The 26007-nt window shown below is 75.0% G+C and carries 21 protein-coding genes; 4 read left to right on the top strand and 17 right to left on the bottom strand.

All coding sequences use genetic code 11. The features are described from left to right. Positions 1 to 54 precede the first annotated feature (54 nt). From AB0N04_RS22015 to AB0N04_RS22000, 4 genes are all read right to left on the bottom strand, one after another. Positions 55 to 861: an enoyl-CoA hydratase/isomerase family protein gene (locus AB0N04_RS22015; RefSeq protein WP_360211812.1), complete on the bottom strand. Its 807-nt coding sequence runs from the start codon at positions 859 to 861 to the stop codon at positions 55 to 57. A gap of 243 nt (positions 862 to 1104) precedes the next feature. Next, positions 1105 to 1338, bottom strand: coding sequence for a helix-turn-helix domain-containing protein (locus AB0N04_RS22010; protein WP_030059940.1), 234 nt, complete (start codon positions 1336 to 1338; stop codon positions 1105 to 1107). 327 nt (positions 1339 to 1665) lie between these two features. After that, positions 1666 to 3264 (bottom strand): ribosomal protection-like ABC-F family protein, encoded by a 1599-nt coding sequence (gene abc-f, locus AB0N04_RS22005; protein WP_360211809.1) that lies wholly within the window; start codon positions 3262 to 3264, stop codon positions 1666 to 1668. Positions 3265 to 3469: 205 nt separating this feature from the next. Further along, positions 3470 to 4492 (bottom strand): hypothetical protein, encoded by a 1023-nt coding sequence (locus tag AB0N04_RS22000; RefSeq protein ID WP_360211806.1) that lies wholly within the window; start codon positions 4490 to 4492, stop codon positions 3470 to 3472. A 359-nt stretch (positions 4493 to 4851) separates the two neighbouring features. Between AB0N04_RS22000 and AB0N04_RS21995 the strand changes: the two genes are divergently transcribed. After that, a complete protein-coding gene (locus AB0N04_RS21995; RefSeq protein ID WP_360211803.1) occupies positions 4852 to 6105 on the top strand; it encodes a glycosyl hydrolase in 1254 nt (417 codons plus the stop codon). Between the two features lie 19 nt (positions 6106 to 6124). Here the strand turns inward: AB0N04_RS21995 and AB0N04_RS21990 are convergent, their stop codons facing one another. The 9 genes from AB0N04_RS21990 to AB0N04_RS21950 form a co-directional block, all read right to left on the bottom strand. Next, the gene (locus AB0N04_RS21990) at positions 6125 to 7285 is read right to left on the bottom strand and encodes a GNAT family N-acetyltransferase (RefSeq protein WP_360211800.1); all 1161 of its coding nucleotides are present in this window, start codon (positions 7283 to 7285) and stop codon (positions 6125 to 6127) included. After that, positions 7282 to 8106, bottom strand: coding sequence for a Wzz/FepE/Etk N-terminal domain-containing protein (locus tag AB0N04_RS21985; RefSeq protein ID WP_360211797.1), 825 nt, complete (start codon positions 8104 to 8106; stop codon positions 7282 to 7284). The genes AB0N04_RS21990 and AB0N04_RS21985 overlap by 4 nt, the downstream gene beginning before the upstream one ends. 46 nt (positions 8107 to 8152) lie before the next feature. Continuing rightward, the gene (locus tag AB0N04_RS21980) at positions 8153 to 9268 is read right to left on the bottom strand and encodes a glycosyltransferase (protein WP_360211794.1); all 1116 of its coding nucleotides are present in this window, start codon (positions 9266 to 9268) and stop codon (positions 8153 to 8155) included. Then, a complete protein-coding gene (locus AB0N04_RS21975) occupies positions 9265 to 9762 on the bottom strand; it encodes a polysaccharide deacetylase family protein (protein WP_360211792.1) in 498 nt (165 codons plus the stop codon). Before AB0N04_RS21975 ends, AB0N04_RS21980 begins: the two co-directional genes overlap by 4 nt. Beyond that, positions 9752 to 11476 (bottom strand): lipid II flippase MurJ, encoded by a 1725-nt coding sequence (locus AB0N04_RS21970; protein WP_360211789.1) that lies wholly within the window; start codon positions 11474 to 11476, stop codon positions 9752 to 9754. The genes AB0N04_RS21975 and AB0N04_RS21970 overlap by 11 nt, the downstream gene beginning before the upstream one ends. After that, positions 11473 to 12822 carry an O-antigen ligase family protein gene (locus tag AB0N04_RS21965; RefSeq protein WP_360211786.1) on the bottom strand — a complete coding sequence of 450 codons (1350 nt, stop codon included), beginning with the start codon at positions 12820 to 12822 and terminating at the stop codon, positions 11473 to 11475. The genes AB0N04_RS21970 and AB0N04_RS21965 overlap by 4 nt, the downstream gene beginning before the upstream one ends. A gap of 5 nt (positions 12823 to 12827) precedes the next feature. Continuing rightward, entirely contained in the window at positions 12828 to 14351 is a 1524-nt protein-coding gene (locus AB0N04_RS21960; RefSeq protein WP_360211783.1) for an exopolysaccharide biosynthesis polyprenyl glycosylphosphotransferase, read from the bottom strand. A gap of 371 nt (positions 14352 to 14722) precedes the next feature. Further along, positions 14723 to 15877, bottom strand: a complete 1155-nt coding sequence (locus AB0N04_RS21955) for a glycosyltransferase (protein ID WP_360211780.1) — start codon at positions 15875 to 15877, stop codon at positions 14723 to 14725. Between the two features lie 161 nt (positions 15878 to 16038). Next, positions 16039 to 16479: an SRPBCC family protein gene (locus tag AB0N04_RS21950; RefSeq protein WP_360211777.1), complete on the bottom strand. Its 441-nt coding sequence runs from the start codon at positions 16477 to 16479 to the stop codon at positions 16039 to 16041. Positions 16480 to 16608: 129 nt separating this feature from the next. Here AB0N04_RS21950 and AB0N04_RS21945 point away from each other — a divergent pair, with 129 nt between their 5' ends. Further along, positions 16609 to 17511 (top strand): HipA family kinase, encoded by a 903-nt coding sequence (locus AB0N04_RS21945; protein ID WP_360211774.1) that lies wholly within the window; start codon positions 16609 to 16611, stop codon positions 17509 to 17511. A 55-nt stretch (positions 17512 to 17566) separates the two neighbouring features. Here AB0N04_RS21945 and AB0N04_RS21940 read toward each other — a convergent pair whose 3' ends face one another. The 4 genes from AB0N04_RS21940 to AB0N04_RS21925 all read right to left on the bottom strand — a co-directional run bounded on the left by AB0N04_RS21940 (position 17567) and on the right by AB0N04_RS21925 (position 22434). Beyond that, positions 17567 to 17995, bottom strand: coding sequence for a hypothetical protein (locus AB0N04_RS21940; RefSeq protein WP_360211771.1), 429 nt, complete (start codon positions 17993 to 17995; stop codon positions 17567 to 17569). Positions 17996 to 18110: 115 nt separating this feature from the next. After that, the gene (locus AB0N04_RS21935) at positions 18111 to 19601 is read right to left on the bottom strand and encodes a S8 family serine peptidase (protein ID WP_360211769.1); all 1491 of its coding nucleotides are present in this window, start codon (positions 19599 to 19601) and stop codon (positions 18111 to 18113) included. Positions 19602 to 19851: 250 nt separating this feature from the next. Next, positions 19852 to 20955, bottom strand: coding sequence for an amidohydrolase family protein (locus tag AB0N04_RS21930; protein ID WP_363365094.1), 1104 nt, complete (start codon positions 20953 to 20955; stop codon positions 19852 to 19854). Between the two features lie 18 nt (positions 20956 to 20973). Next, on the bottom strand, positions 20974 to 22434 hold the full coding sequence (locus AB0N04_RS21925; RefSeq protein ID WP_360211763.1) for a glutamine synthetase family protein: 1461 nt from the start codon (positions 22432 to 22434) through the stop codon (positions 20974 to 20976). A gap of 548 nt (positions 22435 to 22982) precedes the next feature. Here AB0N04_RS21925 and AB0N04_RS21920 point away from each other — a divergent pair. Together AB0N04_RS21920 and AB0N04_RS21915 are read left to right on the top strand one after the other, a co-directional pair. Beyond that, positions 22983 to 24758, top strand: a complete 1776-nt coding sequence (locus tag AB0N04_RS21920; RefSeq protein ID WP_360211760.1) for a 3-hydroxybutyryl-CoA dehydrogenase — start codon at positions 22983 to 22985, stop codon at positions 24756 to 24758. A gap of 194 nt (positions 24759 to 24952) precedes the next feature. Further along, a complete protein-coding gene (locus tag AB0N04_RS21915) occupies positions 24953 to 25873 on the top strand; it encodes a TetR family transcriptional regulator (protein WP_360211757.1) in 921 nt (306 codons plus the stop codon). The last annotated feature ends 134 nt before the right edge of the window (positions 25874 to 26007 follow it).

Here is a 26007-nt window from a genome sequence, read left to right as displayed (position 1 = left end):
GGCCCGGCTCCCGGGTGGCGCCCCGGGGCCGGGCCTCGTTCGAACGGCCGAAGGTCAGTCGCCGATCCCGGCGAGGTCGCGCAGTCGGCGGGCCTGCGCCGCCCGCTCGGCGGCGCGCTGCTCCTCGAAACTCCGCCCGGAGGCGCCCTGGAGCAGGGCCTTGGTCTCGGTGACGGCGTTGCGCGGTGCGGCCAGCAGCGCGGCGGCGAGGTCGCGGGCGGCGGCGTCCAGCTCGGCGCCGGGCACGGCCAGGTTGGCCAGCCCGATCGCGGCGGCCTCCTCGGCGCCGACCCAGCGGCCGGTGGCACAGATCTCCAGCGCCCGGGCGTAGCCGACGAGCTCGGTGAGCGGCTTGGTGCCGGCCAGGTCGGGGACGAGCCCGAGCGAGGTCTCCTTCATCGCGAACTGGGCGTCGTCGGCGACGACCCGCAGGTCACAGCCGAGGGCGAGCTGGAACCCGGCGCCGACGGCGTGGCCCTGGACGGCCGCGATGGAGATCAGGTCGGGGCGGCGCCACCAGGTGAAGGCCTCCTGGTAGAAGGCGATGGTGTCGTCGAGCTCCTGGTCCGGCGCGGCGGCGAGCCGGAGGAAGTTGGGCTCGCCGGGGATGCCCTCGGGGGTGAACATGGCGCGGTCGAGGCCGGCCGAGAAGGAGACGCCCTCCGCTCGCAGCAGGACGACCCGGACGGTGCCGGGCAGGTCACGGCCGGCGGCGGCGAGGGCGCGCCACATGGCGGGCGACTGGGCGTTGCGCCGCTTGGGCTGACACAGGGTGACGACGGCGAGCTCGCCGTCGATCTCCAGGCGGACGCCGTCCTGCTCCCAGCTCGGGGCCTGCGGGTCGGTGACGGGGGCGGTCATGCGGGGACCTCCGGTGGCGAGGGGCTTGGCTACCGGAGAGTAACAAACCTGGGGGCGCGGCGGCAGGCCACCGACAGGGAAAGATCGGGGCACGAAAAATGCCCGGGGGCGGTCGACACCCCGGGCATGACGATCGGCGGCCGGTCCACTCGACCCGAGGGCGGACGCCCAGCTGACGGTCAGCTGTCGTCTCCTCGGCCGGCGCCCTGCCGCCGCGTCATCCAGCCATGTGCTGACGGACCGTCAGGAACCGGCCCCTGCAGTCGCCTTGTTCTTGCCCCGCGTGGCACCGCCGCGGCCCCGGAGGATCACTCCGGACTCGCTCAGCATCCGGTGCACGAAGCCGTACGAACGACCGGTCTCCTCCGCGAGAGCGCGAATGCTCGCCCCGGAGTCGTACTTCTTCTTGAGATCGGCCGCGAGCTTCTCACGCGCGGCACCGGTCACCCGGCTGCCCTTTTTCAGAGTCTCGGCCACCCGTGCCTCCTCGTAGCGTTGCTCGGTCAGATTCCCATGATCACCCATCCACCGCGTCCTGGCCACCCATTCGACAAGGTCGATGTCGGGAATGTGCCGTCCTACGGTGGTGATCCGAGCGCACCAGGGCGCTCACGCAGAGTGCACGCCCCCGGGCGGATTGCGCCGACCGCCGTGAAAGGGCTGATCAGCAGTGTCGGCCCGACCACGATCGAGTGGCGGGCCGACAAGAAGTCCTTAAACGGAATCCAGGCCTACTTCATTCCCGGACACGCCGTAAGGACTAGTTTTTCTGGTCCGAAAAGAGGATCCCGTGTCTACTGCCGGTCAGGCGAGCGAGACCAGATCGGCGTAGGCCGGGCTCCAGAGGTCCTCGACCCCGTCCGGCAGCAGGATGATCCGCTCCGGCTGGAGCGCGTCCACCGCGCCCTCGTCGTGGGTGACCAGCACGACCGCGCCGGAGAACTCGCGCAGCGCGCCCAGGATCTCCTCCCGGCTGGCCGGGTCGAGGTTGTTGGTGGGCTCGTCGAGCAGCAGCACGTTGGCGCTGGAGACCACCAGCGAGGCCAGCGCCAGACGGGTCTTCTCACCGCCGGAGAGCACCCCGGCCGGCTTGTCCACGTCGTCGCCGGAGAACAGGAAGGAGCCGAGGATCTTGCGGATCTGGACCAGGTCGGTGTCCGGGGCCGAGGAGCGCATGTTCTCCAGCACCGTGCGGTCCGGGTCCAGCGTCTCGTGCTCCTGGGCGTAGTAGCCGATCTTCAGGCCGTGGCCCGGGATCACCTCGCCGGTGTCCGGCTGCTCCACCCCGGCCAGCATCCGCAGCAGGGTGGTCTTGCCGGCGCCGTTGAGGCCCAGGACGACGACCCGCGAGCCGCGGTCGATCGCCAGGTCCACGCCGGCGAAGATCTCCAGCGAGCCGTAGGACTTGGACAGGTCCGCGGCGGTCAGCGGGGTCTTGCCGCAGGGCGCAGGGTCCGGGAAGCGCAGCTTGGCGACCTTGTCGCTCTGGCGCACCTGCTCCAGGCCGGAGAGCAGCTTCTCGGCGCGGCGGGCCATGTTCTGCGCGGCCACCGTCTTGGTCGCCTTGGCGCGCATCTTGTCGGCCTGCGCGTTGAGGGTCGCGGCCTTCTTCTCGGCGTTGGCCCGCTCGCGCTTGCGGCGCTTCTCGTCGTCCTCGCGCTGCTGCTGGTACTGCTTCCAGCCCATGTTGTAGACGTCGATCGCGGAGCGGTTGGCGTCCAGGTAGAAGACCTTGTTGACGACCGTCTCGACGAGGTCGACGTCGTGCGAGATGACGATGAAGCCGCCCTTGTAGGTCTTCAGGAAGTCCCGCAGCCAGGCGATCGAGTCGGCGTCCAGGTGGTTGGTGGGCTCGTCGAGCAGCAGCACGTCCGAGTCCGAGAAGAGGATCCGGGCCAGCTCGACGCGGCGGCGCTGACCACCGGAGAGGGTGTGCAGCTGCTGGTTCAGGATGCGGTCCGGCAGGCCGAGCGCGGCGGCGATGGTGGCGGCCTCGGCCTCGGCGGCGTACCCGCCCTTGGTGAGGAACTCGGTCTCCAGCCGGGCGTACTTCTTCATCGCGGTGTCGCGGGTGGCGCCCTTGCCGTTGGCCATCCGGTCCTCGTTCTCGCGCATCTTCTTCAGCACGGTGTCGAGGCCGCGGGCGGAGAGGATGCGGTCCTTGGCGAGGACGTCCAGGTCACCGGTGCGCGGGTCCTGCGGGAGGTAGCCGACCTGGCCGGAGCGGATCACCGTGCCGGCGGCGGGCAGGCCCTCGCCGGCCAGCACCTTGGTGAGGGTGGTCTTGCCGGCGCCGTTGCGCCCGACCAGACCGATCCGGTCGCCGGCGGCGACCTTGAAGCTCGCGGACTCGATCAGGATCCGGGCACCGGCGCGCAGCTCGAGGGCGTTGGCGGAAATCATGGCGGTGGACTACTCCTGGGACGTGGGCGGGCGGCGGGCGGGGCCCGGGGCCGAGCAGCGGGAAAGGGGCTTCGTCGGTGTTCGGCACGGCGCGGAGCGCGGCGCCGCAACGCCTGCTAGTGCCCGGAGAAGTCAGCCATGGCGGCAAGTCTACCGGGCCGCGCGGGAACGCCCCGGGGCACCGCCTCCACCGCCGGCGCCGGTGCTACTGCTGCGGCTGCTGGGACGGCTGCGGCGCCTGCGACGACTGGTCCTGCACCGGCGGCTGGGCGGCCGGCTGGTCCGGCACCGGGACGTCCGTCGACGGGCTCGCCGCCGGGTCCGCGCAGCCGCCCTGCGGGCGCACCGCCGCGAACGGGACGGACGGGCTGCCGCAGGCCGCCTCGGGGGCGGCCGCCTTGGTGTCGAAGACCCGGGGCGGCACGATCGGCCCGTCGGTGATCAGCACCCGGCTGCCGTCCAGCGCCTTGATGGCGGCGGCCGGGCCGGTGTTCAGCTGCCAGCCGGTGCTGTCCAGCCGGTAGCCGCTGATTCCGCCGGAGACGGCCTGCCCGGAGCTGTTGGTGCAGCTGCGCGGCACCAACACCGCGTACTCGGTGCCGACGGTGCGCAGCGGGTCGTAGACGCAGTTGCCGGGCGGCTTGGAGTTGTAGCGCAGGTCGCCGTCGGCCTCGCGCAGGCCCATGGTCAGGTTCGGGGTGACCACCGCCACCCAGGCGGAGCCGCCCTGCTGGACGGTGTGCATCGCCGCGGCGGCGCGGTCCTGGGCGAGCTGTCTGCGCTGCTCGTCGGTCCGCTTGTCCGCGCCCGGCTCGCCGTCGCCGCGCAGCCAGTCCGCCAGGCCGGGCACCGCCCGGTGCCAGCGGACCTCGTGGTCGCCCGGGCGCACCGAGGTGATCAGCCCGTCGTCCCACACCACGACGGCATTGTCGCCCGCCATCGACAGGTACAACGCGGTGGCGCCCTCGCGGCGGTAGGACCAGGCCTGCTCGCCGGTCGCGCGGTGGAAGGCCTCCAGCCCGGGGCCCACCTTCAGCTCGAGGTCGGCCGAGCTCAGCGACTGCGAGTTCACCGGCGTGGCCTCCGCGTCCCCGGGGCCCGCCACCCGGTCGCCGAACGGCACCGGCTTGTTCGCGTGGGCCGCCGCTCCGGCCGCAAGGACCAGCATCACCGCCAGGGCAGGCAGGATCGAGCGGGGGGTCAGTACACGCAGCGGCTTCCAGGACACGGCCGGAGCGTACCCGGCACCGGGCACGCGAGTCAGCCTGGAATCGCCCGCCGTCCGCACTGCGGACCGCGCGCAGGGGCGTGCGCGCCCTCCCCGCGCACCCGCCCGCCGACCTGCGCCGTCGGGGGCGCGGCCGGGTCGCCGACCGCTCCGGAGTCAGGCCCGGAGGGTCGGATCGACCGTTACAGAGCTGATACACGCGGTGCACCCGGGTGGCCGCTGCGGCAGACGGCGTTCGAATGGCGCCCACTTTAGGGTGACATTCGGCTTTTCCGACGCCCGCCGGGCCTACTGTCGGCGAGCGGGGCGCCACGGTCCGTCCACCGCGCCCCCGCCCCGCGACGCCCGGAGGAGAGACCATGCGAATCGGCCGCCTGACGCTGGCCGCCGCCGCGCTGCTGCTGCTGGCCACCGCCAGTGTCCCGACCGGGACCCCGCTCAGCCAGACCGAGCGGCACTCCCTCTCCTCGGACGCCTTCGAGCCGCGCGGCGCCGCGCCCCGCCCGGCCGTGCAACGGCCCCGGCACGAGCCCCCGTTCGGTGCCTTCGTCGGCTCCTGGGACAGCTACATCCCGCAGATCGGGCGGTACGCGCAGTGGCTGGGCGACGCCAACCTCCAGGTCGGCCACACCTATCTGGCGGGCAACAGCTGGGCCGACGTCGAGGGCGAGCCGGTGGTGCTCGGCATGTGGTCGCAGTGGCGGCTGGCCGACCCGTCCAGGACGCTCGTCCTCGGCGTCCCGATGCTGGTGCCCAACGAGGCGAACGTGCCGGACGGCGAGGTCGCGAAGCTGCTCGCCCAAGGGGCGCGGGGGGACTTCGACCGGCACTTCCTGCGGCTCGCCCGCAGGCTGGTCGCCCTCGGCGGCGCGGACACCGTGCTCACCCTCGGCTGGGAGATGAACGGTGTCACCTACACCCACCGCTGCAAGCCCGACCCGAGCGCCTGGAAGGCCTACTGGCGGCGGATCGTCGGCGTGATGCGCTCGGTGCCCGGGCAGCGGTTCCGCTTCGACTTCACCCCGAACCGGGGCCTGGACGCCATCCCGTGGACCAAGTGCTACCCCGGCGACGACGTGGTCGACATCATCGGCATGGACAGCTACGACCAGCCCGCCGGGGGCACCTTCGACGAGTACGTGCGCGAGCCGTACGGGCTGCAGGACCAGGTGGAGTTCGCCGCCAGGCGCGGGAAGCCGGTCTCGTACCCGGAGTGGGGGCTGTTCCGCAACGGCGACAACCCGGAGTTCGTGCAGCGGATGGTCGAGTGGATGCGCACCCACGACACGGCCTACCAGACCATCACCGACTACTGCCCGCACGGCTTCTTCCAGTGCGACCGCAACCCGCGCTCGGCCGACCGGTTCAAGCGGCTGATGTCCGGCTCGAAGGGGGCGCCGGCGGTGGTGCCGACGGCGCCCGCGGCCCCCACCCCGCCGAACCGGCCCGCCCAGCCGGGGACGCCGACCGCGACCGCGGCCACGAGCCCTGCGGCGAGCCCGGCCGCGGCCACCGGCCCGGGCCCCTCGCCGAGCCCGTCCACCGCGGCCACCGGCCCGGCGGCCGACCCGTCGCCCCGTCCGTCGGCCGCCGGGACGCCCGCGCGGCGGTGAGCCCCGGGGGCGGGCCCGGTCAGCCTCGGCGCCGGGCCAGCAGGGTCTCCTTGAGCCGGGGGAAGCGGGTGCTCAGCACCTCCGCCGCCGTCTGCCGGGCGCGCACCGCGCCGGCCCGGGCGGCGGCGGCCGGGGCCGGCCCGGGCGGGCCGAACAGCAGCCGCTGGTTGGGCAGTCGGTCCGGCCGCCAGCGCTGCTTGTAGGGCTCCTGGCCGCGCAGCAGGCCGAGCACCGGAATGCCCGCGCCGACCGTCTCGTCCAGCGCCGCGCCGAACAGCAGCCCGGCGATGTCCAGCCGCTCGCGCAGCAGCGGGTGCGCGCCGTACAGGTAGAGGCCGCCGAAGGACGGGCAGAGCAGCAGCAGGTTCACCGCGACCAGCTCGCCGTCCAGCCGGAACTGGTGGACGGCCGCCCGGCCGGTGGCGACCAGCCCGGTGGTGGACTCGGTCAGGTGCCGGGCGAACCGCTCGGTGCGGTGCTCCGGCGTGACGCCCCGTTCCTGCCACTGCTGGAAGTGCAGCCGCAGCAGGTGGCGCAGTGCCTCCGGCACCTCGGCGGGCGGCGTCGAGGAGACCTCCACCCCGGCCTCGGCGATCTTGCGCAGCTTGACCCGGCTGCGCTGCGCCGTCTTCCCGGGCACCCGCTTGAGCAGCCGCTCCATCGGGACGGCCGGCAGGTACTGGCAGAGCGAGTCCTGGTAGCGGCGGCGCCCGCCGCGCCAGTGCTCGTACACCCGCTGCACCGCGGCCTCGGGGTGCACCTCGCGCAGCTCCAGGCAGTGCCACGGGCGGGTGAGCGGGAGGGCGGCGGCGAACTCGGCGGCGGCCCGGTCGGCGCAGTCGTCGTCGAGCAGCACGTCGGTGTAGTCGGCCAGCCCGGCGCCCAGGCCGGTCAGGCCGCCGAGCGGGCCGCCGCGGCGCATGAAGGCGCCGGCGCCGACCAGCCGGCCGTCCCGGCGGACCAGCACCACCCGCAGGCCGCCGGGGCTGCCGTAGTGGCGCCACCAGGAGCGCTGCCAGTCGACGGCCTGGAAGAAGGTGGCCGTCCGGCAGCGGGCGGCCAGGTCGTCCCACTCCTCGGCGAGGGAGTCCAGGGCGTCGTCCTCGCGGCGCAGCTCGGTGGTCCACACCGGCGCCGGTGCCCGGTGCGGCAGGCCGGCCCGCCGGGTCTCGGTGCTCATCGCGGGCTCCCGGCGGCGCTCTTCGCCTTGGCCGGGGGCTCCGCGACCGTCGCGGCGGCCTTCGCGGGGGCCTCCGCGGGGGTTTTCTCCGCAGACTTCCCTCCGGACTTCTGCGCGGCCTTCTGCCCCGTCTCCTCCGACGCTGCGGCGCCGGCGGCCGCCGGCTCCTCGGTCCGCGGCCGGGGGGTGGTCGAGCGGTCGGCCGGGGCGGCCGGCGTCGCCGGGGCCTCCGGGGCCGGCGGGGCCGGCGGCTCGGCGTCCGCCCCGCCGCGGCGGCGGGTCATCATCACCAGCGCGCCGATCAGCAGGCCGGCCGCTCCGCCGACCGCGACGTCCAGGCGCCCGGACGGGGTGGTCGGCTTGTCCGGCTCGGCGGCCGGCGCCAGCGTGACCAGCCGGACGTTGGTGTCCCGGCTGCTCGTGTTGGCGAAGGAGACCAGCGAGCGGGCCACCGCGTCGGCGGTCCGGGAGGCCTCCTGCGGCCGGGTCCCGGTCCCGGTGATCTCGATCATCGGGGCGTCCGGGGAGGTCGTCCCGTGCACCAGGGACTCCAGCTCGGAGCGGGTGTGGCCGGTCTCGGCGGCCGCCACGGCGAGCACCTGCGGCTGGCCCGCCAGCCGTCCGTACGCCTGGGCGAAGTTGGTCGCGGTGGCGGCCTCCCCCGGGCTCTCCGGCACCACGAGGACGTAGGCGCTGGCCGCGTAGGAGGGGTGCGAGACGACGGCGTACCCGGCTCCGGCCGCGGCGCCCAGCGGCACCGCGAGCGCCACCGGCCACCAGCGGCGGACCAGGTGGCGGGCGCTTCGGCGCGGTGTGGTCATGGGTGTGACTCCTTGGGAATGTGACGGCGGTTCCGGCGGCGGGCGGTCAGGCGCGGGCCAGCCGGTCGTACAGGGCGCTCAGGTCGGCGGCGACCCGGGCGATGTCGTAGTGGCCGACCGCCGGGGGGTGCGGCAGCGGGTCCGCGGTGTGGTCGTTCAGGTGCCGCAGGTCGCGCAGCGCCGCGGCGTAGGCGGCGGCCTCGGACGGGATCCGGCGGGCCTGCGGGGCGGCGCTCGGCGGCAGTTCGTCGAGGGCCGGGCAGGCGCTGTGCCGCACCGGCAGTCCGGCCGCGAGGCCCTCCAGCACGCCGAGCCCGAAGGTCTCCGCGGTGGAGGGGGCGGCCAGGACGTCCAGGGCGGCGAGCAGGTCGGGGACGTCCTCGCGCTCACCGGTGAGCACCAGCCGTTCCCGGACGCCGAGGTCGACGGCCCGGCGCTCCAGCGCGGCGCGTTCCGGGCCTGCCCCGACCAGTACCAGTCGGCTGGCCGGGTCCAGTTCGGCGAGCGCGTCCACCAGCACCTCGAAGCGCTTGCCCGGGACCAGCCGGCCCACCCCGCCGATCACCCAGCTCTGCTCCGGCAGGCCGAGTTCGGCCCGCAGCCGGCGGCGGACGGCGGCCCGGTCGGCGGCCGGGCGGCGGAACCGCGCGGTGTCGATGCCGTTGGGGATCAGCTCGACCCGGCCGGGCGGCACGCCCCAGGAGTGCAGCGTCTGGGCGACCTGGCGGGAGACCGCGACGGTGGTGCTGCCGAGCCGCTCCGCTGCCAGGTAGAGGCCCTTCACGCCCCGGGTGACGGTGCGGCCCTCGATCACCCCGGCGTGCAGCGAGTGCTCGGTGGAGACCACCGCGCGGACCCCGGCGAGCCGGGCCGCCAGCCGGCCGTACAGCTGCGCCCGGTACAGGTGGGTGTGCACTAGGTCGTAGCGGCCGGAGCGGACCAGCCGGACGAGCCGGGGCAGCGCGCTCAGGTCCCGGTTGCCACGCATGCCGAGGTGGTGGACGGTCACGCCGTCGGCGCGCAGCGCGGTGGCGACCGTCCCGGGGTTGGTCAGGGCGACCACCTCGCACTGCTGGTGCGCCGGCAGGTGCCGGATCAGCAGCTGGATCTGGCGCTCGGCGCCACCGGAGGCGAGCCCGGTGACGATGTGCAGGACCCTCACCCGGCCGCCCTCCGGGCGGTGGTCCGGCGCAGCTCGGTGACGGTGCCGCGCAGCCGGTGCCGGACCTCCTTGGCCCGCAGCCGCCAGGCGCCGTCGCGGTCCCCGACGTAGCTGCGGGGCAGTGCGAGACGGCCGGTGAGCGGCGAGTGCGCGATCGCGCAGGCGTGGTCGTAGCCGGCCTCGTGGACGGCCCGGGCGGCGGGCGGGTCGACGGCGCCGTACGGGTAGCAGAAGCCGGTGACCGGGCCGCCGACGACCTCCTCCAGGAGGCGCCGGCTCTCCCGGGCCTGCACCGAGTGGTACATCGGGATCCACGGCCAGGCGGGGCGCGGCCCGGGCGGTTCGCCGGCCGGGCGGCGGCTGCGCGGCGGCCCCGGCTCCGACCGCGCCGGGCCGACGGAGCGGAGGTCGCCGCAGGGTCCGGCCACGGCCGGTGCGGCCCGGCGGTGCACGCCCGCCCGGGCCGGACGGACGGTTCCCCGTTCATTGTCCATGGGGGGGCTTCCCTTCATCGGCGACGGTTGCCGGGTTCAGGACCCGGGCGGCGGCGAGGACCGGGCCGCGCACCTCGTGCGCACCGAGGCCGGTGCCGAGAGCGGCGAAGGCCAGCGCCACGGTCAGGCCCCCGAGGAGTGTCGAGAGCAGCGGATCGGCGACCAGCCCGGAGGCGGCCGCGCCGAGGGCGGCGGCCCCCGCGGCGGCGGCCACCAGCCGGCCGTGGCCGCCGAGCACCCTGCGCAGCCGCAGCGGGATGCCGCGCAGCACCAGGCCGCGCAGCAGCAGCGCGGCGGCGACGGTGATGCCCGCCGCGTTGCCGGCCGCGAGCCCGGGGGCGCCGAAGCGGGGGGTGGCGAGCAGGCCGACCGCGACGGTGACGCCGAGTCCGAGCAGCATCGCGGCGACCGGGTACCAGTCCAGCAGCCGGCGGCCGCCGTCCTCGGTCCCCGGGTCGTCGGCCCGCCGGACCACCGGGCGCAGCGAGAAGTACGGGCGGACCATCACGCCGATGAGCGCCTGGGCGGGCAGGCCGAAGCTGTAGACGCGGATCACCGCGGCGGTGGCGGCGGTGTCCTGCGGGCCGAAGGCGCCGCGCTGGAAGAGCAGCGCGACCACCGCGGGTGCGCAGGACATCAGGAAGGCGGTGCCCAGCAGGACGACCGCCGCGGCCTGGCCGAGGTCCTTCTCGACCCGGTCGCGGGCGGCGGTGAGGTCCCCCGCGGCCAGCGCCCGGGCGACCAGCGGGAAGGTGACGGTGCAGATCAGGATGCCGGCGGTCATGGCCAGTTGGGAGACCTTGGCGGCGTAGTTGAGGTGCGAGATGGTGCCGGGCGGCAGGGTCGAGCCGAGGTAGCGCTCGACGAAGACCTGCGCCTGGCGGGTCAGGGTGAACGCGGCCACCGGCAGCAGGGCGAGCGGCATCAGCACCAGGGCCTGGCGGGAGCCGCGGGCCCCGGCCGCCGACGTGCCCCGGCGCAGCCGGCGCAGGAAGGGCCCGATCAGCAGACCGGCCATCAGCAGGCTGCCGAGCGCCACGCCGAGGGCGGCCGAGCGCACCCCGAGGAAGGCGTGGCAGCCGAGCAGCACGGCGAGGATGCCGAGGTTGTAGGCGACGTAGATGCCGGCCGGTGCGGTGAAGCGGTGGTGGGCGCGCAGCGCGGCGCCGAGGTAGCCGGCCACCCCGAAGGGCAGCACGGTGATCGCGGTGATCCGGGTGCAGGCGACGGCCAGGCCGGGGTCGGCCAGGCCCGGGGCGAGCAGGTCGACCAGCTGCGGGGCGCCGAGCGCGACGGCCACGGCGAGCCCGCTGAGGGCGAGCAGCAGCCGGGGCAGGGTGGCGCGGACGAGCTGGCGGACCGGGTCGGGGGCGTCCGGGTGCTCCTCGCGCAGCACCAGGGCGAGGGCGAAGGCGGGCACCATGAGGAAGGACATGGCGTCCTCGATCAGCAGCGGCGCGGCCGTCTCCGGGACGGTCCAGGCGACGAGGAAGGCGTCGGTGCCCTGGTCGGCTCCGAAGTAGCGGGCGAGCAGGAGGTCGCGGAGCAGGCCGAGGCCGGAACCGGCGGCGCTGAGGACGGCGGTGACGCCGAAGGCCTTGGCCAGGAAGCCGCGCCGGGGGCCGGCGGCGGGCCCGGGCATCCGGTCGTCGGCGGGGGCGCTGCGGGGGGCGGGGAGTGCGGCGAGGGTCGGCACGGGCTGGTCCGTGGTCACGCCGTCTCCTGCACGCAGGCGCGGGCCGCGAGGCCGAGGACGACGGAGGTCAGCACCGTGGTGGTGCCGCCGATGTCGGCGTACAGGAAGTCGACCAGGACCCAGGTGAGCAGGGCCAGCGCGGCCAGGGCCGGGCCGCGCGAGTGGCGCAGGCAGCCGAGGAGCAGGCCGAGGAAGAGCGCGGTGTAGGCGACGATCCCGATCAGGCCCTGCTCGCTGAGCACCAGGAAGTACATGTTGTGCGGGGAGAGCAGCGGTTCGCGCTGGAACCCGATGGTGGCGTCGGCGGCGTCGCTGCCGGAGGAGAGCCGCAGCGGGGCGTGGCTGTCGCGCAGCTGCTGGAAGGCCTTCGGGCCGGCGCCGTGGACGGGGTGGTCCTGCCAGATCCGCCCGGCGGTGGCCCACAGGTCGTAGCGGTCGGAGACGGACTGGTCGGGGGCGGCGGAGACCGAGCCGATCGAGCTGAGCCGCTCGGTGACGCCGGAGGCGCCCAGGCCGAGGCCGCCGACCAGGACGATCCCGGCGGCCGTGCCGAGGACGGCTCCGCGCACGGCGAGCCGGGCGTCTGCGCGCAGCAGCAGCACGGTGGCGGCGGCGCCGGTGGCGATCCAGCTGCCGCGGCTGAACGAGACGGCCAGCGGGAAGGTCAGGAAGGCGGCGGCGGCGAACATCGCCCGGCGCAGCCGGGCGTTGCCGCGCTCCCCCCGTTCGGCCAGGCCGAGCGCCAGGGCCGCGAGCAGCCCGTAGCTGACGACCGTGGACATCGCCATGATGTCGAGCGCGCCGAAGGTGCCGACGGCCCGGATCGGCTGGCCGGTGTAGGAGGCGCCGGTGCGGGTGAGGTACTGGTGGGCGCCGACCACGCCCTGGATCAGCGCGGCGAGCACGAAGGAGCCGAGGACCAACCGCTGGTCGGCGCGGTCGCGCAGCGAGCAGAGCACCCCGGCGGGCACCAGGACGAAGATCTGGGTGAGCCGGACGAAGCCGGTGAGGCTCGTCGCCGGGTCGATCGAGCCGACGGTGGCGACGGCGGCCGCGACGACGATCCCGCCGAACAGCACGCAGCTCGCGCGGCTGAGCGCGGGCAGCCGGCCGCGCAGCAGGTTGACCGCGGTGAGGGCGACCAGCGCCAGCGAGGCGATGTCGGCGGCGGTGACGTGGACGGCGGCGGTGACGTCCTTCTCGCCGGTGGGCACGCAGACCAGCAGCACGGTGGCCGCGGCGAGCAGGCTGGGGCGGTCCGCGGCGGCGGCGAGGGACCTGCGTAAGGCCGCCGCCGCGCGCCCGTCCGCCCGCGGGGTGCCCGGGGAGTTCGGAGCGGGGTCGGCGGGGAGGGTCAGGGCCACGCGGGTCAGCTCCCGTCCGGGTGGAGCATCAGGACCGCGGTGCGGCACAGGATCTTGACGTCCTGCCAGAAGCTCCAGCTCTCGATGTAGCGGTTGTCGAACCGGGCGCGGTCCTCGATGGAGGTGTCCCCGCGCAGGCCGTTGACCTGGGCGAGGCCGGTGAGGCCGACCGGGACGCGGTGGCGGTCGGCGTACTCGGGGTAGGCCTGGCTGAACCGCATGACGAAGTAGGGGCGCTCGGGCCGCGGGCCGACCAGGCTCATGTCGCCGCGCAGGACGTTCCACAGCTGCGGCAGCTCGTCCAGCGAGCTGCGGCGCAGCAGGCGGCCGACGGCGCCCATCCGGTGGTCCTGGGAGATGTTCCAGCGGGTCGCCGACTCGTGCTCGTTGCTGGGGCGCAGGGTGCGGAACTTGAGGACGGTGAAGATCCGGCCGTCCAGCCCGGTGCGCTGCTGGCGGAAGAGCACGCCGGGGCCGGTGTCGAAGCGGACGGCGAGGGCACAGAGCGCCAGGACGGGGGCGAGCAGCAGCAGGCCGAGCCCGGCGGCGGTGACGTCCAGGGCGCGCTTGGCGGCCCACCCGGGCCGGCGCATCGCCGGGCGGTCGACCCGCAGGCAGGGGAAGCCCCAGAGGTGGTCGGCGCCGGGGAGCCGGGAGGTGGGCAGCGCGCCGAACTCGCGCAGCGCCGGCACCAGCCAGACCTGGCAGCCGAGCCGGGCGGCGTCGCGCAGGGCGGCGGCGGTCTCGCCCTCGTCGGCGGCGCCCGCGGTGGCGACGACGTGGTGGACCCGGTGCCGGCGGACCTCGCGCTCCAGCACCTCGCGGCCGCCGAGGACGGGCAGGTCGGTGTCGGTGGCGAGCAGCGGCGGGTCGGCGTCGAGGAAGCCGACCGGGCGCATCCCGTACTCGCCCCGCTCGCTGAGGGCGGCGGCGACCCGGCGGCCGAGCCGGCCGGCGCCGAGCACCAGGACGGGGCTGGGGCGACTGCGGCGGATCCGCCGGACCAGGTGGTAGAGCACGCCGCGGCCGAGGGCGGCGATCAGCAGCTGGGCGCCGAGCAGGACGGTGAGACGGGCCGGGGTGGCGGGGCCGCAGTCGGGCCAGCGGCCGTCCAGGCAGCCGGCCAGGGTGACGGCGAAGGCGGTGGCGACGACGGCGCGCACGGCCAGTGCGGGCAGTTCGTCCAGGACGGAGAGGGTGAGCCGGGTCCGGTAGAGGCCGCCGGCGAGGTTGAGGGCGAGCAGCAGCGGGAGGACGGCGGCGACGCCGAGCAGCGGTGCGAGCGGGACGGCGGGGTCGATGGCCCGGTTGGCGAGGCCGGTGGCGGTGCAGAGCGCGATCGCGTCGACCTGGACCAGTGCGAGCGGCAGGGCGAGCCGGGAGCGGACGGCCCTGCGGTGCCGGCGGGGCGTCGGCACCGTACCGGTCCGGGCCGATCCGGCCGGGCGGTCGAGCAGCCCGGTGCCGGGCCGCCACGGGCCGGAGAGGGACTGGTCGGACCGCGGCACGCTGTCGTGGTCAATGGTCATCAGCGCACGAACTCCCCTGCTGTGTGCCCGGGGCGGCGGTGCCCCGGCACCGGATGGCGCGGAGCGGTCGTCCCGGGCCGGTGGGCGCGGTCCTGACAGCACCTGCTGCCGCCGGCGGCCTTCGGCTCTCGCGCGCGGGGCCCGGCGGGCCCGGTCGCGACGTGCTCACTCGCGAATTCCCGGCGTGAAGTCGAAATGAAGCAGGCGAAATCCGACAATACCGAACCGGGACTTGCAGGCCGGAAGGTGACTTGCCATTTCATTCCAGCCGCCCATTAATAGGTATTTCGGATTGACGCCTCACCCTTATCCGGTTGAGGGTGCGAATATGCCGGCCCCGGAACGGCGGGCATTCACGGCATGTGAAACGATCAGATCGGCTCTGGGACACGGGTGCGGCGGCGCCCCGCGGCCGGGCCGGCACCCAGTAGATGGCGGTAGAGGACGTCCACCTGTTCGACCACCGTGCGGACGTCGTGACGGGCCACCACGTGGTCACGCAGTCGGGCACCGCGCCGCTCGCACTCGATCGGATCGGACAACGCTTCGGCCATTCGGGTGGCAAGCGCGGTCACGTCCTCCGGCGGCACCACCGCCTGCGCCCGCTCGGCCTGCGGCAGGCACTCCCGGGCCCCCGGCACGTCCGTCAGCAGCACCGGACGGGCGGCGGCCATCGCCTCCAACGGGGCCAGCGCCATGCCCTCCCAGCGCGAGGGCAGCACCACCAGGTCCGCCGCCGCCAGCCACGGCCGCGGGTCCGGCACGTCCCCGACCAGCCGGACCCGGGACGGCTCCGCCGACTCCCGGACCAGCTCCGCCACCCGCTGCTCCTCCGGGCCCCCGCCGACCAGCGCCAACCGGGCCTGCGGCACCGCGTGCAGCACCTGCGGCCACGCCGCCAGCAGCACGTCCTGGCCCTTCTGCCGGCACAGCCGGCCCACGCAGACCGCGAGCGGGGCGTCCAGGTCCAGGCCGAGCGCGATCCGCGCGGCCCGGCGGTCGGCGGGCGCGTAGTGGCGGACGTCGACGCCGTTGGGCACCACCGCCCAGTCCGCGCTCACGCCCGCGGCGACGCCGTCGGCGCGCTCCTGGACACTGACACAGAGCAGCCGGTGCGCCCAACGGCTGGCGAATCGCTCCCAGTTGAGGGTCGCGGTGGCCATCGGACCGTCGACGGCGGCGAAGGACCAGGCGTGCGGCTGGAAGACCGTGGGCACCGTGCCGCGCACCGCCAGCCGACCGGCCAGACCGGCCTTGGCGCTGTGCAGGTGGACCACGTCGGGCGCCGCGGACCGGACGATCCGGCGCAGCCGCCAGACCTCCGCGGCGGAGCCCGGCCCCGGTGAGCGCTCCGCCGGCCAGTCCCGGACGAGCGCGCCCACCGCGGCGGCCTCCTCGGCCAGCCGGCCGCCCCGCGGGCAGGCCACCAGGACCCGGTGGCCCGCCTCCCGTTGTCCCCGGACCAGATCGACGACGACGCGGGCGACGCCGCCGTCGACCGGCTGCGAAATGTGAAGGATCGTCATATGCACGGCGGCGAGCCTAGGGTGGCTCCAGCGCGCCGGGCGGCCCTCGTCACCCGGAGGTGGCGGGCCGTCCACCCGTACGGCTTTCCGCTCGTACGGGCGGACGAACCACTCGAAACCCCGGGCGAATTGCCCGGGGGGTGGCTCCGGGGGGGGATCCGTCAGCGGACCTCGGCGGCCAGGTTGGCCAGCACCTGGTCGTGGATCCGGTTCAGGCCCTTCGGGGCGAAGGTCCGCTCGAAGAAGCCGCCGATGCCGGTCGCACCCTGCCAGGTGGCGGAGACGGTGACCTTCGACCGGCCCTCGCCGACCGCCGAGACGGTCCAGGTGATCACCATGGTGGAGTTGGCGTCCTTCTCCACCAGCTGGTCGGGCGCCGGCGCCGAGACGGTGAACAGGCAGTCCCGCACACGCTTCTCGGTGGCCTGGAGCTTCCAGTGCACCTGGGTGCCGGCACCGGTGCCGCCGACCCGCACCTCGTACTCGCTGTACTGCGCGGGCAGCAGCTTCGGGCGGGTCACCTGGTAGTCGGCCAGCGCCTCGTACACCCGCTCGGGGGCGGCGTCGTAGTCCCGCGCCGTGGTGGCCTGCACCTGTCCCATGGACGTGCTCTCCTCTGTCTGGTGGGTCTCCGGTCTCAGCGGCAAGCCAATCACAGCGCCGCGGGCGCGGCCCTCCGGGGCTCGCACCGGCCCGGCCGCCCGCCGGCCGGGCGGGATAGGGTGGCCGGTGTGCTCGATCTGGTGACAGCAGTGCGCTACGTGGACCCGCTGAGGGCCGGCGGCTCCGTCCCCGGCGTCGTGGAGACCGACGACCTGGGGACCTACGTGGTCAAGTTCACCGGCGCCGCCCAGGGCCGCAAGGCGCTGGTCGCCGAGGTGATCGTCGGCGAACTGGCCCGGCGCCTCGGCCTGCGCGTCCCCGAGCTGCGGCTGGTGGACTTCGACCCGGCCGTCGCCGCGGACGAACCGGACACCGAGATCCAGGACATGCTGCGGGCCAGCGGCGGCCTCAACCTCGGGATGGACCTGCTGCCCGGCGCCCGGGACTACCGGCCCGGGATGATCCCGGTGGGCTCCGCCGAGGCCGGACGGGTGGTCTGGCTGGACGCGCTCACCGGCAACGTGGACCGCACCGTGCACAACCCCAACCTGGTCGTCTGGCACGGGCGGCTCTGGCTGATCGACAACGGCGCCGCGCTGATCTTCCACCACCGCTGGGCCACCGCCGGGGCGGCCGTCGGCAAGCGCTACGACCTCAGTGCGCACGCCCTCGGCGGCTGCTCCCCGGACGTCCGGCTGGCCGACGAGGAGCTCGGCCCGCTGGTCACCGCAGCGCTGCTGGAGGAGGTGCTGGCCCTCGTCCCGGACGAGTGGCTGGCCGACGAGCCGGGATTCGACTCGGTGGCCGCCGTCCGGGACGCCTACGTCACCCACCTGGCCGCCCGGGCGGCGCTCTCCGGGCAGTGGCTGCCGGAGGGTTTCGCCACCCCCGAGCAGCTGCGCGAGGCCGAGCGGCGGCGGGAGGCCCGGACCCGCGCCGGCCGGCCCGCCTGGCTGCAGGAGGTCCCCGACCTGCACGGCAAGCCGTCGGTGGCGACGGTCTGGGACCCGCACGTCGACCAGGAGCCGTAGCCCGTCCCCGCGGCCGTCTCCGTCCCCGGGCGGGCCTCCTCGAGCCCGCGGGTGCTCAGCCGAGGGCTGGGGCGACCCAGCCGACGTACTCGACCGCGGTGCCGGCCAGCAGTCCGCCCATCAGGACGGCGAACACCACCGAGCGGCTGAACCTGCTCACCGCCGGGGCGAACAGCGCGATCGCCACCGCCGCCGCGGCCAGCCCGGCCACCGGGCCCGCGGCCAGCATCAGCACCAGTCCGACGGCCGCGTTCGCGGTGCCGCCGGCCGCCAGGCCCATCACCCCGGCCACCAGCCCGGTCATCGCGAACGCCACCAGCATCGGCCCGGCGGCGGCCAGTTCGACGAAGCCCAGGACGAGCCACGGCCAGCGCCGGCCGCGGCCCGCGGGGGCGGACGGGCGGACCGGCGGGGCCTGCCAGCCGGGGAAGGTCTGCGCCATGCTGCTCAACTCCTGGGAGGACTCCGTGGGGTACGGGTCCATCCTGGCGAGCCGGTCGCCCGGCGGCCTGAGTACGACTACTCAGAAACGACCGGGGAGCGGGACCAAGTGGTCCCGCTCCCCGGCTCAGTGTTCAGGTGGTGCCGCGGTCAGCGCGTCAGCGCCACCACTGGACCGCCTTCTCGGCGTTGATGATGCCCGCGCCGTAGAAGCCGTTGTCGTCCGCGCCGCCCTCACAGGTGGCCTTCCACTGGCCGGTGCCGCCCGGGTTGAACTCGCCGCTCGGGCACGGGTGCGACTCGGCCTGGCTGGTCAGCATCTCGGTCAGCTCCTCGGGGCTGGCCCACGGGAAGGTGCTGGCGAGCAGGGCGAGCACACCGGTGGTGTGCGGGGAGGCCATCGAGGTGCCCTGCATGTAGCCGTACTTGCCGCCCGGGATGGTCGACAGGATGCGGCCGTCCTTGTCCGGGGTGTCCGGCAGCTGGAAGCGGCGGTCGCCACCCGGCGCGGCGACGGTGACGACGCCCTTGCCGTAGCTGGAGTAGTACGACTTGTCGCCCTTGACACCCACCGAGGAGACGGCGATGACGCCCGGGAGCTCGGTCGGCAGCGACAGGCAGTCGTTGGTGACCGGGCGGGTGCCGGGGGTGGTGTCGTCCGGGCTGGAGACGTCAGTGGTCTTGTGCGCCAGGTCGATGTTCTCGTTGCCCGCCGCGGCGACGTTGAGGACGCCCTTGCGCTGCGAGAACGCGACGGCCTTGCGGACGGCGGCGGTGATGGCCGCCTGGTCCTTGTCGTTCGGGCAGTTGAACATCCACGGGTCGACGTAGTAGCTGTTGTTGGTCACCTTGAACTGGTGCTCACCGGCCCACACGAAGCCGCAGATCGCGTACTCGGGGTAGATGAACCCGCCGTCGTCGACGACCTTGACCGCGGCCAGCTTGACGTTCGGCGCGATGCCGACGATGCCCTTGCCGTTCTTGGCGGCGGCGATGGTGCCGGCGACGTGGGTGCCGTGGTCACCGTCGGGGCCCGGCTGCCAGGCCTTCCAGTCGGTGTTCGGCTTGCCGCCGTCGATGCAGGAGACCGACTGCGAGGCGTCCACGTTGGCGGCGAGGTCCTCGTGGGTGGCGTCGATGCCGGAGTCGAGCACGCCGACGGTGACGTTGCGGCTGCCGAGCGAGATCTTGTGCGCCTTGTCGACACCGATCTGGCGCATGTCCCACTGGTTGGCCTCGAGCGGCTCCTGGCCGGGGGCCGGGGCGGCGGCGGGCGCGGGGGCGACCTCGGCCTTCTGGGTGTCGGCGGCGGTGATGCCCTTGGTGCGGCTGGCGCCGACCGAGTCGACGCCCTTGGCCAGGCGCAGCTTCTCGGCGAACTTGGTGTCCGTCGAGCGCGCGATGACGACGCCGATCTGGTCGTACGAGTAGACCACCGTGCCGCCGAGGCTCTTGACGGCCTGCTCGACCTTCTGCACCTGGCCGTGGTTGGCCTTGGTGTTGACGACGTAGCTGAGCAGCGGACCGGTCGTCGAGTCGGCCACGGGGGCCGCGACGGCGGTGCCGGCCGGCAGCGCGAGGGCGCCGGCGGTGGCGAGCACCAGGCCCACCGCCGCGTACCGGGTCCGGCTGATCCGAGAAACTCTCATTGGGGTTGGCCCTCCCGAGTCGTCATGCAGCAGCTGCGGTGTGGCAGGTGCGATGTAATGATCGGGACGCTAATGAATATCCGATTAGATGCGCAAGAGGCAGACATCTAATCGTCACATCTCAACCAACAGCGGAACGCCAGGTTCCAGGCATCAACAGGAAAAACAGTCAGTCATATTGTTAAAAAGTGTTGGTGTGCCGACGAGCTGACGCCCTTGACCGCCGACCGTCATCGACGGGGACGCCGCCCTACAGCGCGTAGAGCCGGCGCGCCGTGTCGGCCGAGATCTGCCGCTCCAGCCGTTGCGCGTCCGCCGCCGAACAGGCGCCGTCCGCCCGCCAGCCGGCCAGCACCGACCCCAGCCCGTGCCGGAACTGGGCGGCACCCACCAGGAACAGCTCGGGCAGCCCGTACGCGTCGGTGGAGAACAGCAGTTTTCCGAACGGCGCCAGTTCCAGCATCTCCCCCAGCACCGCGGCCACCCGCGGCCCCGTGTAGGAGGCCGTCAGCCCGAGATCGGTGTAGACCGTCGGGAACGCCTGGGCCAGCCAGGCGGCCTGCCGGTGGTAGGGGTAGCAGTGCAGCAGCACCAGGGGGACGCCGCTCGGCTCGGCCGCGCGCACGAAGTCCGTCAGCAGCGACGGATCGGCCCGGTGCAGGGTGAGGTCCGGGTCGCCGAAACCGGTGTGCAGCTGGAGCGGCAGGCCGAGCTCGGCGCAGACGTCCACGGCCGTCCAGAGCAGGTGGTGCAGCAGCACCGGATCGGTCAGCCGGCCGGGCCCGCCCCGCAGCCGGGCACCGGCCGCGGCCACCACGGCCGCCCGCGCGGGGCGCTCGGCCGGGGCGGCCAGCCCGGCGCGGTAGGCCAGCACCGACTTGACCGCGACCGCGCCGGCGGCGGCCGCCGCGAGGGCCTCGCCGACGGCCTGCGGCCAGGCTCCGGCCGGCCCGGTGACCGCCGCGGCCACCGACTCCAGCCTGACCACCTCGCGCACCACCGCCCCGGTGGCTGCGGCGAGTTCACCGAGCGACAGCAGGGGCAGCCCGGCCGCGGTGGTCAGCCCGGTGTCCACCAGGCAGGCGCCCAGCCCGGCCGCCGCCAGCAGCCGGGCGGCGGCCTCCGCGGCGCCCACCTCGCGCCGGCGCGCCAGGTACTCGGCCACCGGGGCGTGCGCGGGCAGCCCGAGGACGGGCGGGCACCAGCGCCGCACGGCCAGGCCGAGCGCGCTGTCGAACGGGGAGCAGCCGGGTGCGGGCGGGCGGTCGGACTCGGTGAGCAGCCCGGCCAGGGCGTCGTCGGAGAGCTCGGCCGCCACCACGCTGTGGCAGTGGTGGTCGACCAACGCCGGCACCGGCGACGGGGGCACCGCTCAGTACCGCCAGCGGGTGGCCGCCACCAGCCGTTCGGGCGCGGCCCCGGCGTACTGCTCGGCCTCGGCCCGGCGCACCGCCAGCACCGCCTCGTACAGCGGCTCGCCGAGTGCCTCGCGCAGCACCGCCGAGCGCTCGTACGCGGCCAGCGCCTCGGCCGGGGACGCGGGCAGCCGCGGCACCGTGCCGGGCTCGGCGGCGGCCGGGTCCCCGGTGAACTCCGGGGGCAGCGCCCGGCGCTGGTCGAGCCCGGCCAGGCCGGCCGCTAGCACCGCGCCGACCGCCAGGTAGGGGTTGGCGCTCGCGTCGAAGCACTTGACCTCGGCGTTCGCGGCGGCCGCCCGCTCCCCGGTGGAGCCCGTCACCAGGCGCAGCGCCGCCTCGCGGTTCTCCAGGCCCCAGCACTGGTAGGCGCCGGCCCAGTGCGAGGGCACCAGCCGCAGGTAGCCGGCCGGGCTGGAGCAGCCCAGCACCAGCAGCTCGGGCAGCGCGCCGAGCACCCCCGCGAGGAAGCCCTCGGCCTCCGCGGTGAGGCCGTGCGGGCCGGGGCCGCCGTGGCCGAGGTTGCGGCCGTCCCGCCAGAGGCTCAGGTGCAGGTGCCCGCCGTTGCCGACCGCGCCGGCCTCCACCACGGGGGCGAAGGAGACCCGCAGGCCGTGCCGGGCGGAGACGGCCCGGACGGTGTGCCGCACCAGGACGGAGGTGTCGGCGGCACCGACCGGGCCCTCGGGGGCCACCGAGACCTCGAACTGGCCCGGGGAGTACTCGGGGTGGATCTGCAGGACGGTGAGCCCCTGCTCGCCGAGCGCACGCAGGACGTCGCGCAGGTAGTCGGAGAGGTCGGTGAGCCGGTGCATCCCGTAGGCGGGGCCGTGGGTCGGGTAGCGCGGCTCCTCCTGCGGATCCCCGGCGAGCGCGACCACCCACTCGACCTCGATGCCGGCCAGCAGGCCCAGCCCGCGCGCGGCCGCCGCGGCCTCCATCCGGCGGGCGAACAGCCGCTGGCAGCCGGGGTGCGGGGCGCCGTCCTGGGTGTGCCGGTCCCCCGGGGCCCAGGCCCAGCCCGGCTGGGCGGCCAGCGGGACGACGCGCTCGACGTCGGGGTAGAGCCGGAGGTCCCCCGTGGGGCCGCCGATGACCGGGCTGGTGGTGACGGCGTCGTCGGCGAGGAAGACGTCGAAGCAGGGGGCGGCGCCGACGCCCCACTGCGCGGCGTGCACCAGGCCGCCGAGGGGGACGGCCTTGACCCGGGCGATGCCCGCGTTGTCGACCCAGGTGACGGCCACCGCCTCGACCCCGGCGGCGCGCAGCCGGTCGGCGGCCGCCGAGGCCCGCTCGGCGCGCTCGGCCCGCGGCGGCAGCGCGACGGCGGCGAGCGGGCCGGCCGGGCCGACGGGCTGGTCGCCCGGGCCGCCCGGGCCGGACGCGGTGGGGCCGGCGGTGACGGTTCCGATGGTCATGCCTCCATGCTGCCCCGACCGCCGGGGGCGCGTAACTCCCCTATCGGGTGGTCGAAACGGACGTCCGTCCATCCGTTCACCCGTTCGGGGCGGGCGGGTCGGGCGGGGCCCCGGCCGACCCGGGCGCCCGCGGATCCGGGCGGATTTCCCGCCGACGCCCCCTTTCCTACCCGTCGGTAGCTTCGCTACAGTGGCCGGACGCACCACCGTCGGGCTTCGGGAGCCGCACCGACGGGGGCCTGCGGTCGCCGTATCTGCGGCGCCCGCGCGGTGCGACTTCACCGGCCGGTGCCGCGAACCGCGGCCAGCCGGGCCCCCTTCCTCGTATCAGAGCCGCTTCCTTCCACCCTGAGCGCCTGAGTACCACGGCACACCCGCAGTTCGGCCGGAGCGGACCGGCCGCTGCGCCGGTGCGCCGGACCCGTCATCTCCCCAGCCCCCGCGCGCGGACCCTCCTCCGGCGGCGGCCGCCCCCGGCCCACGGCCGGGCGCGGCGGCGCGCCCGCCGGAGCGCGCGCGGGCCACCCATGACTAGGAGTGCAGGACACATGGAGCGTCCCTTTCCCACGGTCGCCGTCGTCGGCCTCGGCACGATGGGTGCCGGTGTCGCGGTCGCCGTCGCCAGGAGCGGCCGCCGGGTGATCGGCATCGAGGCCACCGAGGACTCGGCGGCCCGGGCGCTGGCCCGGATCGAGGAGACCACCGCGCACGCCGTGGACCGGGAGCGGATCACCGCCGAGGAGCGCACCGCGCTGCTCGCGCTGATCTCGGTCGGCCACGAGCTGGCGGCCGCCGCCGCCGCGGACCTGGTGATCGAGGAGGTGCCCGAGCAGCTGGAGCTGAAGCGGGAGCTCTTCGCCGAGCTGGACCGGATCTGCCCGGAGACCACCGTGCTGGCCACCGGCACCACCGCGCTGTCGGTGACCAGGATCGCCGCCGCGACCGCCCGTCCGGAGCGGGTGCTGGGCCTGCACTTCTTCAACCCGGTGCACAGCATGAAGCTGGTCGAGGTGGTCCGCACGGTGCTGACCTCCCCGCAGACCGCCGAGGACGCCGCCGCGTTCGCCCGCGACCTCGGCAAGGAGCCGGTGGCGGCCGGCGACCGGGCCGGCTTCGTGGTGAACGGCCTGCTGTTCGCCTACCTGAACCAGGCCGCCGCGATGTACGAGTCCAAGTACGCGTCCCGGGAGGACATCGACGCCGCGATGCGGCTCGGCTGCGGCCTGCCGATGGGCCCGCTGGCGCTGCTGGACCTGATCGGCGTGGACACCGCGCGGACCGTCCTGGAGGCGATGTACGAGCAGTCCCGCGACCGGCTGCACGCGCCCGCCCCGATCCTCGGCCAGCTGGTCTCGGCCGGGCTGCTGGGCCGCAAGTCGGGCCGCGGCTTCTACACCTACGAGGCGCCCGGATCGTCCCGGGCCGTGGACGCGGCCACCGGCCCGGCCACGCCGAAGGTCGCCGGCCGGGAGGTCCGGACGGTCGGCGTCTGCGGCTCGGGCACCATGGCGACCGGCATCGTCGAGGTGTTCGCCAAGGCCGGGTACCCGGTGCTGCTGGCAGCCCGCAGCCAGGAGAAGGCCGACGCGGCGAAGGCACAGCTGTCGAAGTCGCTGAACCGCTCGGTCGAGCGCGGCCGGATGGGCGCCGAGCAGCGCGACGCCGCGCTGGAGCTGGTCACCCCGGTCGGCCAGTACGCCGAACTGGCCGACGTGGACCTGGTGGTCGAGGCGGTCGCCGAGGACCTGGCGGTCAAGCGGGAGCTGTTCGCCGTCCTGGACAAGATCGTCAAGCCGGGCGCGGTGCTCGCCACCACCACCTCCTCGCTGCCGGTGATCAGCTGCGCGACCGCCACCTCGCGGCCGCAGGACGTGATCGGCATGCACTTCTTCAACCCCGCCCCGGCCATGAAGCTGGTCGAGGTGGTCTCCACCGTGCTGACCGCGCCGGACGTCACGGCCACCGTGCTGGAGCTGGCCGCCAAGGTCCGCAAGCACCCGGTGGAGTGCGGGGACCGCGCCGGCTTCATCGTCAACGCGCTGCTCTTCCCCTACCTGAACGACGCGGTGCGGATGCTCCAGGAGCACTACGCGACGGTGGACGACATCGACACCGCGATGAAGCTGGGCTGCGGCTACCCGATGGGCCCGTTCGAGCTGCTGGACGTGGTCGGCCTGGACGTCTCGCTGACCATCGAGCAGGTGCTGCACCAGGAGTTCCGCGAGCCGGGCCTGGCCGCCGCGCCGCTGCTGGAGCACCTCGTCGCGGCCGGGTGCCTGGGCCGCAAGACCGGCCGCGGCTTCCGCGACCACGCCCGCCGGTGACCACGCCGCCGACCGGGGGCGCCGCCGCGCGGGAGTCGGCGCCCTACGGCAGCTCCGGAGCGTCCCGGCCGCCGGGCTGGAACCCGGGCACGGTGTCCGCGCGCTGGCCCCGGCCCGCCGTCACCGGGCCGGTCACCCCGGTCCGCCGGGGAAGGGCCGCGGCCGCGCCCGCCGGGCCGTGTAGCGTTCCGGACATGGATCGGGTTCAGGCAGCCACCCCGCAGCACTCCGCCGGACCGCGCGGCGCAGACCGGACGACCTCCTCGACCGGGGGCACCGGCCCGGACGCCGGGCCGGGCAGCCGCCGGGCGGCGGCGCAGCGCCAGCAGATGCGCCAGGACCTGGCCACCGCCGCGATGGAGCTGTTCGCCTCGCAGGGCTACGAGGAGACCACGGTCGACCAGATCGCGGCCGCCGCCGGGGTGGCCCGGCGGACCTTCTTCCGGTACTTCCGGTCCAAGGAGGAGGCGATCTTCCCGGACCACGACGACACCCTCGTCCGGGTCGCCGACCTGCTGGCCAGCGCCGAGCCGGAGGAGCACCCGCTGGACGTGGTCTGCCGCGGCATCAAGGAGGTGCTGCGGATGTACGCCTCCACGCCGGGGGTGTCGGTCGCGCGGTACCAGCTGATCCGGCAGGTCCCGGCGCTGCGCGAGCGGGAGATCGCCGTGGTGGCCCGGTACGAGCGGCTGTTCACCCGCTACCTGCTGGGCCGTTTCGACACCGGCGAGTCGATCCCGTCGGGCTGGCAGCGCGGCGGCGAGGACGACTCGATGCTGGCCGAGGTGTCGGCGGCGGCGGTCGTCGCGGCGCACAACCACGTGCTGCGGCGCTGGCTGCGGGCCGGCGGCCGGGGGGACGTGGAGGCGCAGCTGGACCACTCCTTCGAGGTCATCCGGCGGACCTTCTGGGCCTCCAGCGAGCCGGGTGCCAGACGCCGGGGCTCCCTGGTGGCACCCGGTGCCAGTGGGGCGGGCGTGGAAGGGGTGGCGGAAAGCGCACTGAGTGCCAGCCCCGGAGGTGAGGTACTCATCACAGTCGCCCGGACGGACGCTCCACTGGACGTCGTGGTGGACAGCATCCGGGCCGCGCTGAGCGGCGCCAGGGAGTCCTGAGCCCGGAGTATTCGCAGGTCAGGGCAGTTTCGAGGGCCCGCGCCGAACAGTCGGCGCGGGCCCTTCGCATGCCCGCTCAACGCGCGTCACACCCCGCCGCGACGCCCCGGAATTCCTGACACCCGGTGTCTTTA

Origin of the sequence: Kitasatospora sp. NPDC051702, assembly GCF_040681575.1 — a bacterium.
GTDB lineage: Bacteria > Actinomycetota > Actinomycetes > Streptomycetales > Streptomycetaceae > Kitasatospora.
This window is presented reverse-complemented; position numbering and strand designations above follow the sequence as displayed.

Excerpts from the sequence above, each read along its gene's own strand:
- AB0N04_RS22015 (WP_360211812.1), bottom strand. The coding sequence starts at position 861 with ATGACCGCCCCCGTCACCGACCCGCAGGCCCCGAGCTGGGAGCAGGAC.
- abc-f (WP_360211809.1), bottom strand. The coding sequence starts at position 3,264 with ATGATTTCCGCCAACGCCCTCGAGCTGCGCGCCGGTGCCCGGATCCTG.
- AB0N04_RS21995 (WP_360211803.1), top strand. The coding sequence starts at position 4,852 with ATGCGAATCGGCCGCCTGACGCTGGCCGCCGCCGCGCTGCTGCTGCTG.
- AB0N04_RS21990 (WP_360211800.1), bottom strand. The coding sequence starts at position 7,285 with ATGAGCACCGAGACCCGGCGGGCCGGCCTGCCGCACCGGGCACCGGCG.
- AB0N04_RS21985 (WP_360211797.1), bottom strand. The coding sequence starts at position 8,106 with ATGACCACACCGCGCCGAAGCGCCCGCCACCTGGTCCGCCGCTGGTGG.
- AB0N04_RS21975 (WP_360211792.1), bottom strand. The coding sequence starts at position 9,762 with ATGGACAATGAACGGGGAACCGTCCGTCCGGCCCGGGCGGGCGTGCAC.
- AB0N04_RS21960 (WP_360211783.1), bottom strand. The coding sequence starts at position 14,351 with ATGACCATTGACCACGACAGCGTGCCGCGGTCCGACCAGTCCCTCTCC.
- AB0N04_RS21955 (WP_360211780.1), bottom strand. The coding sequence starts at position 15,877 with ATGACGATCCTTCACATTTCGCAGCCGGTCGACGGCGGCGTCGCCCGC.
- AB0N04_RS21950 (WP_360211777.1), bottom strand. The coding sequence starts at position 16,479 with ATGGGACAGGTGCAGGCCACCACGGCGCGGGACTACGACGCCGCCCCC.
- AB0N04_RS21940 (WP_360211771.1), bottom strand. The coding sequence starts at position 17,995 with ATGGACCCGTACCCCACGGAGTCCTCCCAGGAGTTGAGCAGCATGGCG.
- AB0N04_RS21935 (WP_360211769.1), bottom strand. The coding sequence starts at position 19,601 with ATGAGAGTTTCTCGGATCAGCCGGACCCGGTACGCGGCGGTGGGCCTG.
- AB0N04_RS21925 (WP_360211763.1), bottom strand. The coding sequence starts at position 22,434 with ATGACCATCGGAACCGTCACCGCCGGCCCCACCGCGTCCGGCCCGGGC.
- AB0N04_RS21920 (WP_360211760.1), top strand. The coding sequence starts at position 22,983 with ATGGAGCGTCCCTTTCCCACGGTCGCCGTCGTCGGCCTCGGCACGATG.
- AB0N04_RS21915 (WP_360211757.1), top strand. The coding sequence starts at position 24,953 with ATGGATCGGGTTCAGGCAGCCACCCCGCAGCACTCCGCCGGACCGCGC.